The organism is Hydrogenophaga sp. ANAO-22 (genome assembly GCF_042466645.1).
Taxonomy (GTDB): Bacteria; Pseudomonadota; Gammaproteobacteria; order Burkholderiales; family Burkholderiaceae_C; genus Hydrogenophaga.
This window is the reverse complement of sequence record NZ_CP159956.1, coordinates 4,312,696-4,328,057: the sequence shown is the minus strand read 5'-3', so window position 1 is coordinate 4,328,057 and position 15,362 is coordinate 4,312,696. Positions and strand designations below refer to the sequence as shown.

At 64.8% G+C, this 15,362-nt stretch carries 11 protein-coding genes; all 11 read left to right on the top strand.

Going from position 1 to position 15,362, the window contains the following annotated elements; all coding sequences use genetic code 11:
• Positions 1-124 precede the first annotated feature (124 nt).
• The 11 genes from ABSY19_RS20880 (at position 125) to ABSY19_RS20830 (ending at position 15,341) form a co-directional block, all read left to right on the top strand.
• A complete protein-coding gene (locus ABSY19_RS20880) occupies positions 125-1,261 on the top strand; it encodes an acyl-CoA dehydrogenase family protein (RefSeq protein ID WP_056278445.1) in 1,137 nt (378 codons plus the stop codon).
• Positions 1,262-1,339: 78 nt separating this feature from the next.
• On the top strand, positions 1,340-2,548 hold the full coding sequence (locus ABSY19_RS20875; protein WP_069047331.1) for an acetyl-CoA C-acetyltransferase: 1,209 nt from the start codon (positions 1,340-1,342) through the stop codon (positions 2,546-2,548).
• A gap of 45 nt (positions 2,549-2,593) precedes the next feature.
• Positions 2,594-4,726 (top strand): 3-hydroxyacyl-CoA dehydrogenase NAD-binding domain-containing protein, encoded by a 2,133-nt coding sequence (locus tag ABSY19_RS20870; RefSeq protein ID WP_056278451.1) that lies wholly within the window; start codon positions 2,594-2,596, stop codon positions 4,724-4,726.
• Between the two features lie 51 nt (positions 4,727-4,777).
• A complete protein-coding gene (locus ABSY19_RS20865) occupies positions 4,778-6,397 on the top strand; it encodes an acyl-CoA carboxylase subunit beta (protein ID WP_056278454.1) in 1,620 nt (539 codons plus the stop codon).
• An 8-nt stretch (positions 6,398-6,405) separates the two neighbouring features.
• Entirely contained in the window at positions 6,406-8,367 is a 1,962-nt protein-coding gene (locus tag ABSY19_RS20860) for an acetyl/propionyl/methylcrotonyl-CoA carboxylase subunit alpha (RefSeq protein ID WP_069047332.1), read from the top strand.
• A 55-nt stretch (positions 8,368-8,422) separates the two neighbouring features.
• On the top strand, positions 8,423-9,598 hold the full coding sequence (locus tag ABSY19_RS20855) for an acyl-CoA dehydrogenase family protein (protein WP_069047333.1): 1,176 nt from the start codon (positions 8,423-8,425) through the stop codon (positions 9,596-9,598).
• On the top strand, positions 9,595-10,755 hold the full coding sequence (locus tag ABSY19_RS20850) for an acyl-CoA dehydrogenase family protein (protein WP_056278464.1): 1,161 nt from the start codon (positions 9,595-9,597) through the stop codon (positions 10,753-10,755). The genes ABSY19_RS20855 and ABSY19_RS20850 overlap by 4 nt, the downstream gene beginning before the upstream one ends.
• On the top strand, positions 10,727-11,695 hold the full coding sequence (locus ABSY19_RS20845; RefSeq protein ID WP_069047335.1) for a MoxR family ATPase: 969 nt from the start codon (positions 10,727-10,729) through the stop codon (positions 11,693-11,695). Before ABSY19_RS20850 ends, ABSY19_RS20845 begins: the two co-directional genes overlap by 29 nt.
• A 73-nt stretch (positions 11,696-11,768) precedes the next feature.
• Entirely contained in the window at positions 11,769-13,133 is a 1,365-nt protein-coding gene (locus ABSY19_RS20840; protein ID WP_382155600.1) for a VWA domain-containing protein, read from the top strand.
• A 37-nt stretch (positions 13,134-13,170) separates the two neighbouring features.
• A complete protein-coding gene (locus ABSY19_RS20835) occupies positions 13,171-14,811 on the top strand; it encodes an MBL fold metallo-hydrolase (RefSeq protein WP_382155597.1) in 1,641 nt (546 codons plus the stop codon).
• Positions 14,812-14,849: 38 nt separating this feature from the next.
• Positions 14,850-15,341 carry a PaaI family thioesterase gene (locus ABSY19_RS20830; protein ID WP_082586013.1) on the top strand — a complete coding sequence of 164 codons (492 nt, stop codon included), beginning with the start codon at positions 14,850-14,852 and terminating at the stop codon, positions 15,339-15,341.
• Positions 15,342-15,362 lie beyond the last annotated feature (21 nt).

The window sequence follows — 15,362 nt, the reverse complement described above, 5'->3', positions numbered from 1 at the left end:
TTTGGTCGATTGGTTTGTCTATCGTGCGTTGGGTGCTTCCGGCGCTTTCCCACGTGGACGAGCAACTCTTCGCGACCGTCGGCCATGCCAGTGCCAATGCCAATCGAACTTCATGGACAGACCCATGCTCAACCGCACCCTCTTCGGTGAAGAACACGAACTCTTCCGGGACCAGGCACGTCGCTTTCTGGAAGAAGAAGTCATACCTCATCACGCCGGCTGGGAAAACGATGGCATCGTGCCGCGCGCCGTCTGGCGCAAGGCCGGCGCCGCCGGCCTGCTGTGCCCCGCCATACCCGAGCAATACGGAGGCGGTGGCGGTACGCGCCTGCACAGTGCTGTGCTCATTGAAGAAGTCTCGCGCGCCGGCACCAGCGGCATTGGCTTCGGCCTGCACTCCGACATCGTGGCACCCTACATCCTGGCCTACGGCACCGAGGCGCAAAAGCGCAACTGGCTGCCGAAGATGGCCACCGGCGAAGTGATTGGCGCCATCGCCATGACTGAGCCGGGCGCGGGCAGCGACCTGCAAAGCGTGCGCACCAGTGCGGTCCGTGACGGCGACGAACTTGTGATCAATGGTCAAAAGACCTTTATCACCAACGGCCAGAACGCCGACGTGGTGATCGTTGTCGCCAAGACCGACCCGACGCAAGGCGCCAAGGGAACCTCGCTGGTGCTGGTCGAGACCAATCGCCCCGGCTTCACGCGCGGGCGCAATCTCGAAAAAATCGGCATGAAGGCGCAGGACACCTCGGAACTCTTCTTCGAAGACGTGCGCGTGCCGGCCAGCAACATCCTCGGCGGGGATGGCAAGGGCTTTTTCCTGCTGATGCAGGAACTGGCCTGGGAGCGCATGCAGATCGCCATCGGCGCGGTGGCGGGCGCCGAGGCCGCGCTCGAATGGACCCTGGCCTACACCAAGGATCGCAAGGCCTTCGGCCAGCGCGTGATCGATTTCCAGCACAACCGCTTCAAGCTCGCCGAAATGAAAACCGAGGTGCAGATCGCACAGGTCTTTGTCGACCGTCTGCTCGGCCTGCTGATGGACGGTCAACTTGATGCCGCCACCGCCGCGATGGCCAAGTACTGGACCACCGACCTGCACTGCAAGGTGATCGACCAATGCCTGCAGATGTTCGGCGGCTTCGGCTACATGTGGGAGTACCCGATTGCCCGCGCCTATGCGGATGCGCGCGTCGCGCGCATCTACGGTGGCGCCAACGAAATCATGAAGGAAATCATCAGCCGCACGCTGTAGCAACTGCTGCCAGCCGCCTGCCGCTCTTCCGCCCTCTTGCCTATCGCATCCCCAGATTCAGAAAGAAGGAAACCCAACATGACCGAAGCATTCATTTTCGACGCCGTGCGCACGCCGCGCGGCAAGGGCCGCAGCTCGGGTGCGCTGCACGGCACCACGCCCATCAGTTTGGCCATTACCGCGCTGCAGGCACTACGCGACCGCAACACCCTGGACACCGCCTTCGTGGACGACATCATCCTCGGCTGCGTCGAACCCGCCGGTGAGCAAGGCGCCAACATCGCGCGCGTTGCGGCCATTGCCGCCGGGTACCACGAAAGCGCTGCCGGCGTGCAGGTCAATCGCTTTTGCGCCTCGGGCCTGGAGGCCTGCAACATGGCCGCCGCCAAGGTGATGTCGGGTCAGTCGCCACTGGTCATCGGCGGCGGCGTGGAGAGCATGAGCCGTGTGCCCATGGGCACCAGCGGCGGTGCCTGGGCGATTGACCCAGCGGTGGCGATTCCGACCTATTTCGTGCCGCAGGGCATTTCGGCCGATCTGATTGCCACGCTTTACGGCCACAGCCGCAGCGACGTCGACAGCTACGCGGTCGAAAGCCAGCGCCGCGCCGCACTCGCCTGGGCCGAGAGCCGCTTCGCCAATTCGATCGTTCCCGTGAAGGATGTGAACGGTTGCATCGTGCTTGAGCGCGACGAACACATGCGCGCCGAAACCACGCTGGAGTCGCTGGCCAAGCTGGAGCCTGCTTTCAAGGTGCAGGGCGAGAAATACGGCTTCGACGCGGTGGCCATTCAGCGTTATCCCGAGATCGAGCGCATGGTGCACGTGCACCATGCCGGCAACTCATCGGGCATTGTTGACGGCGCGGCTGCGGTGCTGGTCGGCAACGCCGAAGTCGGCAAACGGCTGAGCCTGAAAGCCCGTGCCCGCATCCGCTCGTTCGCCTCCATCGGCAGCGAGCCCACCATCATGCTGACCGGCCCCTCCTATTCGGCGGAAAAGGCGCTCAAGCTCGCTGGCATGAAGGCCAGCGACATCGACCTCTATGAACTGAACGAAGCCTTCGCCTCAGTCGTGCTGCGTTTCATGGAAGTGATGAAAGTCACGCACGACAAGATGAACGTCAACGGCGGGGCGATTGCGATGGGGCACCCCCTGGGCGCGACTGGCGCGATGATTCTGGGCACCCTGCTCGACGAACTCGAGCGGCGCAACCTGTCGACCGGCCTGGTCACGCTGTGCGTGGGCGCCGGCATGGGCACAGCCACCATCATCGAGCGCGTCTGAAGCCTCGGCACGACGTGAACCTCATCACAGACCTGGATCACCAACATGACGATTGACTACAAGCTTGATGCCGATGGCATCGCCACCATCACCTGGGCCATGCAGGACGTGCCCATGAACGTCCTCAACGAGCAATCCATTCCTGCCTTCTCCGACGCCGTGCGCAGGGCCGTCGCGGACGCTGCCGTCAAGGGCGTGATCGTCACCTCTTCCAAGCCCGAGTTCATCGCCGGTGCCGACCTCAACATGATGCTCGCCATCACGGACGTTGCCGAAATGATGGACTTCGTCACCCAGTTGCACGCCCTGATGCGCGGCATTGAGAAAAGCGGCAAGCCCTTCGTCGCGGCCCTCAACGGCACCACGCTGGGCGGCGGCTACGAGGTCGCGCTGGCCTGCCACCGACGCATCGCCGCCGACAACCCCAAGGCCCAGATCGGCCTGCCCGAGGTGGGCCTTGGCCTGCTGCCCGGCGGCGGCGGCACGCAGCGTCTGCCGCGCATGATCGGTGTGCGCAACGCGCTGCCCTTCCTGCTCGAAGGCAAAAAGCTCGCCCCGCAAAAAGCCCTGGATGCGGGTCTGGTCGATGAAGTCGTGCCGGCCGACCAACTGCTGGCCCGCGCCAGGCAGTGGCTGCTGACTGACGGTGCCGCTGCCGCTGTTCAGCCCTGGGACCGCAAGGGTTTCAAGCTGCCGGGCGGCGCCGTGCAAAGCCCCATGGGCTACGACACTTTGACCGCTGGCAACGCCATGCTGCGCGCCAAGACCTTTGGCAACTATCCCGCACCTGAGGCGATCTTGAACTGCGTCTACAACGGCTGCCAGATCGACATCGACACCGGCTGCAAGGTCGAGATGCGCGAGTTCGTCAAGCTGACGACCGGCAAAGAGGCCAAGAACATGATCCGCTCGCTGTTCTTTGGCATCCCCGCCGCCAGCAAGCTGGCCTCCCGGCCCAAGGGCGTGCCTCAGGCCAGCTACCGCAAGGTCGGCATTCTGGGGGCTGGCATGATGGGCGCGGGCATTGCCTTCGCCGCCGCCGAGGTCGGCATGGAAGTGGTGCTGCTCGACAGCAGCACCGACAGCGCGGCCAAGGGCAAGGCCTACAGCGAGAACCTGTGGAACAAGCGCGTGGCCGCCAAGCGCATGACCGAGGCCGAGTGCACTGCCAAGCTAACCCTGATCAAGCCGACCACCGACTTCGCCGACCTGACAGGCTGTGACATTGTGGTCGAAGCGGTGTTTGAAGACCGCGCCATCAAGGCCGACGTGACGCGCAAGGCCGAGGCGGTGATCGCCCCCGGCGCCCTCTTCGCCTCCAACACCAGCACCCTGCCCATCAGCGGGCTGGCCGAGGCGTCCGCACGTCCGGCCAACTTCATCGGCCTGCATTTTTTCTCGCCAGTCGACAAGATGCCGCTGGTGGAGATCATTCGCGGCCAGGCCACCAGTGACGAATGCCTGGCCCGTGCCATGGACTTCGTCAAGGCGATCCGCAAGACGCCCATCGTCGTCAATGACAGCCGCGGCTTCTACACCAGCCGGGTGTTCTCGACCTACGTCGGCGAAGGCCTGGCGCTGCTGGCCGAAGGCGTGAAGCCGGCGCTGATCGACAACGCCGGGCGCATGGCCGGCATGCCGGTGGGGCCGCTGGCGCTGGCCGACGAAGTCTCGCTCGAATTGATGGCGCGCATCCGGAAACAGACCGCCACCGACCTCGGCAAGGCCTACCAGCGCAGCGCCGTCGACGACGTCTGCGACCGCATGGTGGACCAGCTGGGACGACTGGGTAAAAAAACCGGCAAAGGTTTCTACGACTACCCACAAGATGGCCAGAAACAACTGTGGGCAGGCCTGGCGCAGGCGTTCCCGCTGGCGGCCACGCAACCCACGGTCGAAGAGGTCAAGCAGCGCCTGATGTTCATCCAGTCCGTCGAAACAGCACGCTGCCTCGAAGAAAAAGTTCTGCTGGCACCAATCGATGCCGATGTCGGCGCGATCCTGGGCTGGGGCTTCCCAGCCTACCTGGGTGGCCCGATCGGCCAGATCCACAGCCAGGGGGTGTCCGCCTTTGTCAAAGTCTGCGAGAGCCTGGCAGAGCGGCACGGTGCGCGCTTCGCGCCGCCGCAGTTGCTGCGCCGCATGGCCGCCCAGGGTGAGCGTTTTTACGACCTGTAAGCAGGCCTGTGACCCCATTCGTTCACTGCGACCTTTCAGCGAGAACCGCCCATGCCCGCCATTCAAAGTCAAGTCGACCCGCAGTCAGAGAGCTTCCAGCGCGAGCGCGCACAGATGCTCGCGCTGATCGACAGTTTCCGCACGCTCGAAGACCGTGTGCGCAACACGTCGAACAGCCAAGAAGCCAAGTTCCGCGCCCGCAAACAGCTGCTGCCGCGTGAGCGCATCGCGCTGCTGCTCGACCGCGGCTCGTCGTGGCTGGAGTTTTCGACCCTGGCCGGCTTCAGGATGCACGACGACGACGGCGAGAAGAACGTGCTGGGGGGCGGGATCATCTGCGGCATCGGGGTGGTGTCGGGCATCCGTTGCGTGGTGATCGCATCCGACAGCGCGATCAAGGGCGGCACCATCACACCGATGGGCATGAAGAAGAGCCTTCGCGCCGAAGCCATCGCACTGGAGAACAAACTGCCAGTGGTGCGACTGGTCGAGTCCGGCGGCGCCAACCTGATGCATGTGGGCGAGGTGTTCATTGAAGGCGGCCGCGGCTTCGCCAACCAGGCGCGGCTATCGGCCAGGGGCATTCCACAGGTCTGCGTGATGCACGGCCACTCAACTGCCGGCGGCGCCTACCTTCCGGGCATGTCCGACTATGTGATCATGGTGCGCGGCCGTGCAAAGGCTTTCCTGGCCGGCCCACCCTTGCTAAAAGCCGCCACCGGCGAGATCGCCACCGACGAAGAGCTGGGCGGCGCCGAGATGCACTGTTCGATGTCGGGCGTGGCCGAGTACCTGGCCGAGGACGATGCGGACGGCATCCGCATCGCACGCGACATCTTGGCGCGGCTGCCGTGGAACGACCGCTTGCCGATGCGCGCGGTGAAGACCTGGAAAGAGCCGCGTTATCCGGTCGAGCAACTGGCGGGCGTGGTGCCGGTTGACTTTCGCCAGCCCTACGACATGCGCGAAGTGCTGGCGCGGGTGATCGACGACTCCGACTTCCTCGAATTCAAATCGTTGTACGGCTCCAGTACCGTGTGCGGCCATGGTGCCATCGAGGGATACCCTTGCGGCTTCATCGGCAACAACGGGCCCATTGATCCGCAAGGCGCCACCAAGGCGACCCAGTTCATCCAGTTGTGCTGCCAGTCGGGCACCCCGATCGTCTATCTGCAGAACACCACCGGCTTCATGGTCGGCAAGGATGTGGAGCAGGTCGGCATGATCAAGCATGGCGCCAAGATGATCCAGGCCGTGGCCAATGCCACCGTGCCGCAAATCACCGTGATGACAGGTGCCTCCTTCGGTGCCGGCAACTACGGCATGTGTGGCCGCGCCTACGATCCGCGCTTCGTGTTCGCCTGGCCCAACGCGCGGGTGGCTGTGATGGGCGGCGAGCAGGCCGCCACCGTGATGCGCATCGTCACCGAAGAAAAATTTGCCCGCACCGGCAAGGAGCCACCCGCCGAAACCATGGCCACCATGAAAAGCGAGATCCTGGCACGTTTTGACCTCGAATCGCATTCGCTGTTTGCCACCGCGCGCCTGTGGGACGACGGCATCATCGACCCGCGCGACACCCGCCGCGCGCTCGCCACCACCCTGGCGGTGTGTCGGGAAGCCGGGTTGCGGCCCTTGCTTTCGAACACCTTTGGCGTGGCACGGATGTGAGAACCCTGATGAACTTCACCAAAATCCTGATTGCCAACCGCGGCGAGATCGCCTGCCGGATCATCCGCACGGCCCAGGCGCTGGGCTACCGCACGGTGGCCGTTTACAGCGAAGCAGATGCCCAAGCGCTGCATGTTGCCTTGGCCGACGAGGCAGTGTACATCGGCCCGGCGCCGGTACGGGAGAGCTACCTCAACGTTGCGGCGCTGCTGGCGGCGGCGCGCAGCACCGGTGCCGACGCGGTACACCCCGGCTACGGCTTCCTGTCCGAGAACGACGGCTTTGCGCAAGCTTGCCTGGACGCCGGGCTGGTGTTCATCGGCCCGGACCCGCAGGCCATCCTGAAAATGGGCAACAAGGCCGGCGCCAAACGCCTGATGCTGGCGGCGGGCGTGCCCTGCGTGCCGGGCTATCAGGGCACCGACCAGTCCGATGCCACGCTGCTCACGAAGGCTGCCGAGATCGGTTTCCCGATCATGGTCAAGGCGGCGGCGGGCGGTGGCGGGCGAGGCATGCGACTGGTCGAACACCCGCAAGACCTCGCGGTCGCCCTGGCCAGCGCCCGCTCGGAAGCAGGCAACGCCTTCGGCAGCGAAGAGCTCATCCTGGAGCGCGCGGTGATTGAGCCGCGCCATGTCGAAATCCAGGTCTTCGGCGACCAGCACGGCCACATCATCCACCTGGGCGAACGCGACTGCTCGATCCAGCGCCGGCACCAGAAGGTGTTCGAGGAAGCGCCCTCCCCGGCGGTCACGCCCCAGCTGCGCGAGCAAATGGGCGCGGCGGCGGTGGCGGCTGCGCGCACCGTGAACTACGTCGGCGCCGGCACGGTGGAGTTTCTGCTCGACAGCGAAGGGCGCTTCTACTTTCTGGAGATGAACACGCGGCTGCAGGTCGAACACCCGGTGACCGAGTGCATCACCGGGCTGGACCTGGTGGCCTGGCAGATCGCCGTGGCCCGTGGCGAGCACTTGCCGCTGACGCAGGAGCAAGTGCACTTGAACGGGCACGCCATCGAAGTGCGCCTGTACGCCGAAGATCCGTACAACGGCTTCCTGCCGCAAAGTGGCGATGTTGCGCTCTGGTGCCCGCCCACGGGCGAAGGCGTGCGCGTTGACCACGGCTTGGCATCAGGCCAGACCGTCAGCCCGCACTACGACCCCATGATCGCCAAAATCATTGTGCACGGCGCGACCCGCGACGAAGCCCGACGGCGCCTGATCGGTGCGCTGCAACGCACCCGCCTGCTCGGCCTGCCCCACAACCGTGCCTTCCTCGAAGCCGTGGCCAGCCACCCGGCCTTCGCCGCTGGCGAAACGACCACTGCCTTTATCGCCCAGCACTTCGGCGCTGCGGCGCTGGTGCGGCCCCAGCCCGACTCGCTGGCGCTGGCGCTGGCCGGCACGCTGTGGTTTGAAGCCAGCGCCACGCCGGTCGCAGCCGCGCCCTGGCGCTCCAGCGGACCGGCACGCTGGCCGATGCTGATCGGCGAGGGCGAACACCGCCATGCCGTGCACATCACGGTCACTGGCACCCACAGCTACACGCTCGAAGTGGGCGCGGCGCTGCACCACATCACCCTCAGCGGGCGCGAAGGCGAGTGCCTGCACCTGATCGCCGATGGCGTGCAGCAGCATGCGGCTGCGGTGTTTGCCGGCGGCGTGTTGCACTTGGAGCTGGGCGACCTGAGTGCCAGCTTTGAAGACCTGACCTATGACCCCCCGGCCGCGGCGGCAGGCAGTACGGAGTCACGCGTGCTCGCACCCATGAATGGACGGGTGCTGGCCGTTGACGTCCAACATGGCGACACGGTCACCAAGGGGCAACGCCTGGCGGTGCTCGAAGCCATGAAGATGGAGCATCAACTGCTGGCCCGTCGCGATGGCGTGGTGGACCAGGTAGCTGTGCGCGCTGGCGACCAGGTTGCCACGCGCGCATTGTTGGTGTCACTGGTCGAGCAGCCTGATTGAGGCGCGCACCGCTCGGCACGCGCGACACACGCCACATCCACGGAGAGTAAAACGCATGCCTGCCGAAACCCTGCCTGCCAAGAGTCCCTTCTATACGCCCGAGCATCTGGCGTTCCGCGACGCGATGCGCCGCTTCGTCGCCAGAGAAATCAGTCCGCACGTGGATGCCTGGGACGAAGCCGAGTCCTTTCCTGTCGCGTTGTACCGCAAGGCGGCCGAAATCGGCCTGCTGGGCCTGGGTTTTCCTGAAGCCTTCGGCGGCAACGACGGCGACCTGTTCATGACCATCATCGCCGCGCATGAACTGGCGCGTTGCGGTGCTGGTGGTGTCCTGGCGAGTCTGCTGTCGCACACCATCGGCTGCCCGCCCATCGTCAACGTGGGCAGCGAGGCGCTGAAGCAGCGCGTCTTGCCGCCGGTGCTGCGGGGCGAGAAGATCAGCGCACTCGGCATCACCGAACCCTCCGGCGGCTCGGACGTGGCCAACCTCAAGACCACGGCGCGCAGGGATGGTGATCACTATGTCGTCAACGGCTCGAAAACGTTCATCACCTCCGGCATGCGCGCCGACTTCTACACCGTGGCGGTGCGCACTGGCGGGCCGGGGCCAGGCGGCGTGTCGCTGCTGCTGATCGAGAAAGGCACGCCCGGCTTTACGCAAACGCCTTTGAGAAAAATGGGCTGGTGGTGCTCCGACACCGCCGCCCTGTATTTCGACCATTGCCGCGTGCCAGTGGAGAACCTGGTGGGGGTGGAAAACCAGGGCTTCAAGGCCATCATGAAGAATTTCAACCGCGAGCGCATCTTTCTCGCCGCCGGCGCCAACGGCTTTGCCCGCGTCTGCCTGGACGAGGCGCTGGCCTGGTCGCGTGAGCGCGAGATGTTCGGCGGCCGCCTGATCGACCAGCAGGTCACCCGCCACAAACTCGCCGACATGGCCATGCGCGTCGAGGCGACCCAGGCCATGCTGGAATTGCTCGCCTGGCGCGTCGAACAGGGCGATACGCCGGTGGGCGAAATCTGCCTGCTGAAGAACCAGGCCACCCAGACCATGGCCTATTGCGCCAGCGAGGCGGTGCAACTGCACGGCGGCGCCGGTTTCATGCGCGGCGTCAAGGTGGAGCGCATTTACCGCGAAGTCAAGGTCAACGCCATCGGTGGCGGCGCCGAAGAGGTGATGCGCGACCTGGCGGCGCGCCAGCTCGGGTTTTACGCCGGAAGCCCTGGATGAAGTCCGCCGCCTCACCCACACAGCACATGCCGCCTTCGGCGCTGCCCGAGGCCATGCGCCTGGCCTTGTCGGGCGCGCCAGCGCCTGACTGCGCGCACGGCTTCCCCCGTGCCTGGTGGCGTCATCTCGGCGCCAGCGGCCTGCTCGGTGTGGGCTTCGACAGCGACGGCGGGGCGCCCGTCACGGACGCCGTGCAGGTCAGCGCTGTGGCCGGCATCGTCGCCCGGGAATCCGCCAGCCTGGGTCTGGGCATGGCGTGGATGATGCAGCAGATGCTGGGACGCTTCGTGCTGGCGCCGAATCTGCGCAGCGACCGGCATCGTGCGCTGCTGCGATCCATGGCGCTTGGCGACACATTACTGGCACTCGCGATCTCCGAGCCCGGCACCGGCGCACACCCCAAACACCTGAGCTGCCGGGCGATTCAGGACGGCAGCGACTGGCTCCTTGACGGCCACAAGGCCTTTGTCAGCAACGGCCCGGCAGCCGATGCCGTCATCGTGCTGGCCGTGAGCGGCGAACACGAGGGGCGCAGGCGCTTCGATGCTTTCGTCGTTGAGGTCAACACACCGGGCCTGACCCGCCAACTGGACGACAAAGTGCGCGGACTGGCGCCGCTCGGCCATTGCGGCATGCAACTTGTCGGCTGCCGGGTGCCGGAAAGCCAGCGCCTTGGCGAGCCTGGACAGGCTTTCGACACCATCGCTCGGCCGCTGCGCGCGATCGAAGACGCCCTGCTGCTGGGCCCCATGCTCGGCGCCATGCAAGCCGAGCTGGATACATTGGCGCGCTGGTTCCAAAGCTCCGCCCGGACCCCTGCATTGACCCGGGACCTGGGTGGCTTGCAACTCGAACTCGATGCCCTCTCGCCCGTTGCACGTCATGCCGCCCAGCACCTGGACCAGCACGGACCCAACGAGGCGTTGGCGGCATTCAATCTGGGCGCGCGCCGCCTGCTTGATCGCTGGCAAGGCACCTGTGAATCCTTTGCCGCGGCCCTGGACGACCGTGAACCGACCCTGCTCAACCTGGCGCGCGATCTGCGCCTGGTGCAGGGCATAGCCCGCGGCATCGCCGAATCCCGACAACTTCAAACCGGCGAAAAAATGCTGCTCTCCAAGGAACCCCGTGAAAACACTACACCAACCCCACTTTGACTCCATCGATGGCCTGGCGCAGCGGCTGGCTGCGGTCGACTACATTGCCAGCCGCGAAATCGCCACCTCGGTCTATCTGGGCTTCAATCTGGAAAAGCCGATCCTTGTCGAAGGCCCGGCTGGCGTCGGCAAGACCGAACTGGCCAAGGGCATGGCCGAGATTCTCGACGTGCCCCTGATCCGCATGCAGTGTTACGAAGGCCTGGACGAATCCAAGGCCTTGTACGAGTGGAAATACGGCAAGCAATTGCTCTATACGCAACTCCTCAAGGACAAACTGGGGGAGATGATGCAAGGCGCGGTGGGACTCGCGGCCTCCATCGAGCGGCTGCATGCGCACGACGATCTGTTCTTTTCCGAGCACTTTCTTGAGCCGCGCCCGCTCTATCAGGCCTTGCACCAGGAGCGCGGCTGCGTGCTGTTGGTGGACGAGGTTGACAAGTCCGACCCCGAGTTCGAGGCTTTCCTGCTCGAAGTGCTGTCCGACTTTCAGGTCTCGGTGCCCGAACTCGGCACCATCAAGGCCAAGGTAAAGCCCATCGTTTTTCTCACCAGCAACAACACGCGCGAGATGAGCGACGCGCTCAAGCGCCGCTGCCTGCACTTGCACATTCCATTCCCCGAGGCGAAGCTGGAGCGGCGCATTCTGGAGCGCCGCGTGCCAGGCCTGTCGGAAACACTGAACCGCGAACTGGTCGCTTTCATTCAGGCGGTGCGGCAGATGGACCTGAAAAAGCAGCCCTCGGTCAGCGAGACCATCGACTGGGCCAAAACGCTGCTGCTGCTGCACGCCGAACACTTGAGCCTGGACATGGTGAAGGGCACGCTCAGTGTCTTCCTCAAGTTCGAGCAGGACATCGCCTCGGCCAGCGAGCAACTGCCGGCCCTGCTGCAACAAGCGCGCAAGGATGCGGAGATTCCCCGTGCAAGCCACGCTTGAGGATTTCTTCAAGGCGCTGCGCGGCAGCGACCTCGAGATCAGCCTCAACGCCCAGGTCGATGCGGCGCGCGCCGTGGCGCTGGTCGGCTGGAGCGACCGCACCCTCCTGAAAAGCGCACTGGGCACGACACTGGCGAAAACCACCCCGGATCGCGCCCTGTACGACGAGGCCTTTGACCGCTTCTTCCGTTTCAATTCCTTCGAAAACATGGCCGCGCAAGGCAGTCCGGCCAAGCCCTCCTTCAGGCCCGACACCGACCCCAACGCCAACCCCGCTTCAGACGCCATGGCCGCGCAAGACCTGCCGGACCCAGCCCAAAACAAACAGACCGCAACCGGTTCCGGTGGGCCGGGCGGCTGTCAGGGCAGCGGTGGCCAGGCCTTGTCGCAGTTGTTGCTGTCGGGTGAGTCTGCGGCACTGGCAAAGCGCATGCAGGAAGCCGCGCGCGAGGTGGGCCTGACCGACATCTGGTTTTTCACCCAAAAGGGCTACTACACCCAAAAGATCCAGCAGGCCATGGGGCTGGAGCTGCTGGACCGCGAAATCTCTGACGCCAAACGCCAGACGCTGGCGCCCGAGCGTGCCAAAGACCTCGAACGGATGCGCAAGAAATTGTTCGAGGAGGTGCGCAATTTTGTCGAACGCAAACTCGCGCTCTACGGCACGGCACCGACGCGCCAGTTGCACGACGACTTCCTGCAATCGCAAAAGCTCTCCAACATCGAAAAGCGTGATTTCGCGCGCATGCACGTCATCGTTAGCAAAATCGCCCAGCGACTGGCCGATCGCCACTCGCGGCGCAAGAAGAAGCGGGTGCGCGGCCAGCTCGACTTTCGCAAGACCCTGCGCAAAAACGCTGCCTACGATGGCGTAATGTTCGAGACCTTCTGGCGCTCCAAAGTGGTGGACCGGCCACGCGTGGTGGCGATCTGCGACGTCAGCGGCTCGGTGCGCCAGTACGCGCGTTTTTTGTTGCTGTTCCTGCACAGTCTGGGTGAGCAGGTGAGCGACCTGCGCAGCTTCGCTTTCACCAACCACCTGGTCGAGGTGAGCGACACCTTTGAGTCGCTGCCGGTCGAACAGGCGGTCGACAAAGTGATGCAGGCGGTGGGCGGCAGTGGCACCGACTATGGGCAGACGCTGCTCGACATCGAGGCGCAGTTGCTCGAGGACATCGATCGCCGCACCACCGTGCTGATTCTCGGCGACGCGCGCAACAACCGCGGTCAAGCCCAGGCTCAAGTCATGCAACTGCTCTACCAGCGCGCGCGCCGGGTCATCTGGCTCAACCCCGAGCCGGTGTCGTTCTGGGGCCTGGGCGATTCGGAGATGAAGCGCTACGCCCCTTATTGCCACATCGCGCGCGAATGCAATTCCCTCGCACACCTGGAAAGCACGCTCGACGCCTTGCTGCGCACCCACTCTGCCAGCGCCTGAAGCCCAAACCCACATCCTCGCTCAACAGACACTGCCCATGGTCCGCCCCACATTGCAGCTCCACCCCCACAGAGAGCCGGTCACCGCGCACCCGGCCGCCACCCTGCTGCTGCTGCGTGATGGTGCGCTTGGCGTCGAAGTGTTGATGACCCGGCGCTCGCCAAAAGCCAGCTTCTTGCCTGGAGCCTATGTTTTCCCCGGCGGGCGAGTGGACGCTGACGACCACCAGGCGCATACACTGGCACGCGCCCCCAACGCGGGCGGACGCTACCGCACGGCAGCACTGGCTGCACTGAGGGAAACCTTCGAGGAATTGGGCATCCTGCTGGCGGTGCAGGCCGATGACAAGCCCATCACCGGCACCCACCTTCAAGCGCTGGACCGCAGTGAAGCGCTGTACCCGCAACTGCAAAGCCAGGGCTGGTCACTAACGCTCGATCGGGCGCGCATGCTGGCCTGCTGGACCACCGATCGCAGCGTGCCCAAGCGTTTCAACACCGCCTTCTTCGTTGCGCTGATGCCCGACCAGCAGGAGCCGGTGGCCGACGAAATGGAACAGTTCGAGCCCGTCTGGGTCAGGCCCGAGGATGCGCTGACGAAACACCAAGCCGGCAACTTTTTCATGATCTTTCCAACCATCCGCACCCTGCACTGGTTGGCGGATTTCGAGCAAGCCGAGCAGGCCCTGGCGGCCTGTACCGAAGACGTGCCACTGTGGAACTCCTGCCCTCGGGGTGGTCTGGTCAGCGGTCAACTTCAGCGTTTCATGGAGCATGAAGCGCCGTACGGCGAACTCGCGCTGGTCTGCCCGGACGGCCAGCTCGAGCACCCGCTGGACTGGCAACACGAGCGGCCGGTGCCCTTGTTGCGGCACCTGCATCGTCTCACCGCCCCCAACGCCAGCATCATGACCGGCCCCGGCACCAACAGCTACATCCTTGGAGACGCGTCCAGCGGCTACATCGTCATTGATCCGGGCCCCTTGCTGAACGACCATATCGAGCGCCTGCTCGCTTTCACGGCAGGCCAGATCACGGCCATCGTCTGCACCCACTCGCACCCGGACCACTCCCCCGCCGCGCAGCCGCTGGCCCAGGCCTGCGCCCGCCTGGCAGGCCATACTCCGCCGGTGCTGGGCCTGGCATGCGCCGCCACTGCCCGCTCCACGGCTGTCTTCGCCCCCGACCGAGCTCTGGCCGATGGCGAGCGCCTGATGCTGCACGATGGCGAGCACAAAAGCACGCTGCGCGTGGTCCAGACACCAGGGCACGCAGCCAACCACCTCTGCATCATCCTCGAAGAAGACGGTCTGCTGTTTTCGGGCGACCACATCCTCAGCGGAAGTACCACCATCATCGAACCGCCCGATGGCGACATGAGCGCCCATCTCGATTCGCTGGACCGCCTGGCGCAGATCTGCGAGAAGGACGGTATCGAGTTCATCCTGCCGGCGCACGGTCACGTCATTGGCTGGGCGGCGCAGTCCATTGCGCAGCTAAAGGCGCACCGCCTGCGGCGCGAGGCCAGGGTGCTAGCGGCCATGCGCGCCGTCCCGCAAGGCGGCTTGGACGACTGGCTAACTCTGGCCTATGACGACACCCCCGCAGCGCTCTGGCCACTGGCGCGCCGTTCGTTGGCGGCCCATGTGCAGCGCATCGAGCAACTCGCGATGCTTTGAACCCCATACGCTTTTTAGACAACCCACAGGAGCTCAATATGAATACCAACGCCCCCAACCTTGACCGCATCGCAGCTTGCAAGCAAGGCTGGAACGATAGCCCTTTTCTGAAGGCGCAAGGGCTTGAAGTTGAAGAAACAGCTGTAGGCCGAGCTGTTGTACGACTTCCTAAGGCCCTTCCCACCCAACGCGGCGGCGGCGGTTCGGACACCGTGCTCAATGGCGGCGTCATCTCCTATATGTTCGACGGTGCGCTTGGCTGGGCCATCATCTCCTCGCTGCTGGCCATGCCCGAGGCGTCCGACATTGATCCCTTCGAGCTTCGCCAGTTCACGATCAACCTCGACATCACCTTCCTCAACGCCGCCGTGGGCGATAGCTTCGAAGCACGCGGCAAGGTGGTGCGCATCAGCCGCACGACGGCATTTGCCGAAGGGGAGTTCCTGGATGCCAATGGCACAGTTTGCGCCACCGCCAAGGGTATCTGGCGCGTGTTCTGGCCGCGCAGTATTGCATCCACCCCGCGCTGACCCCGCTCCCCCGAATAACCC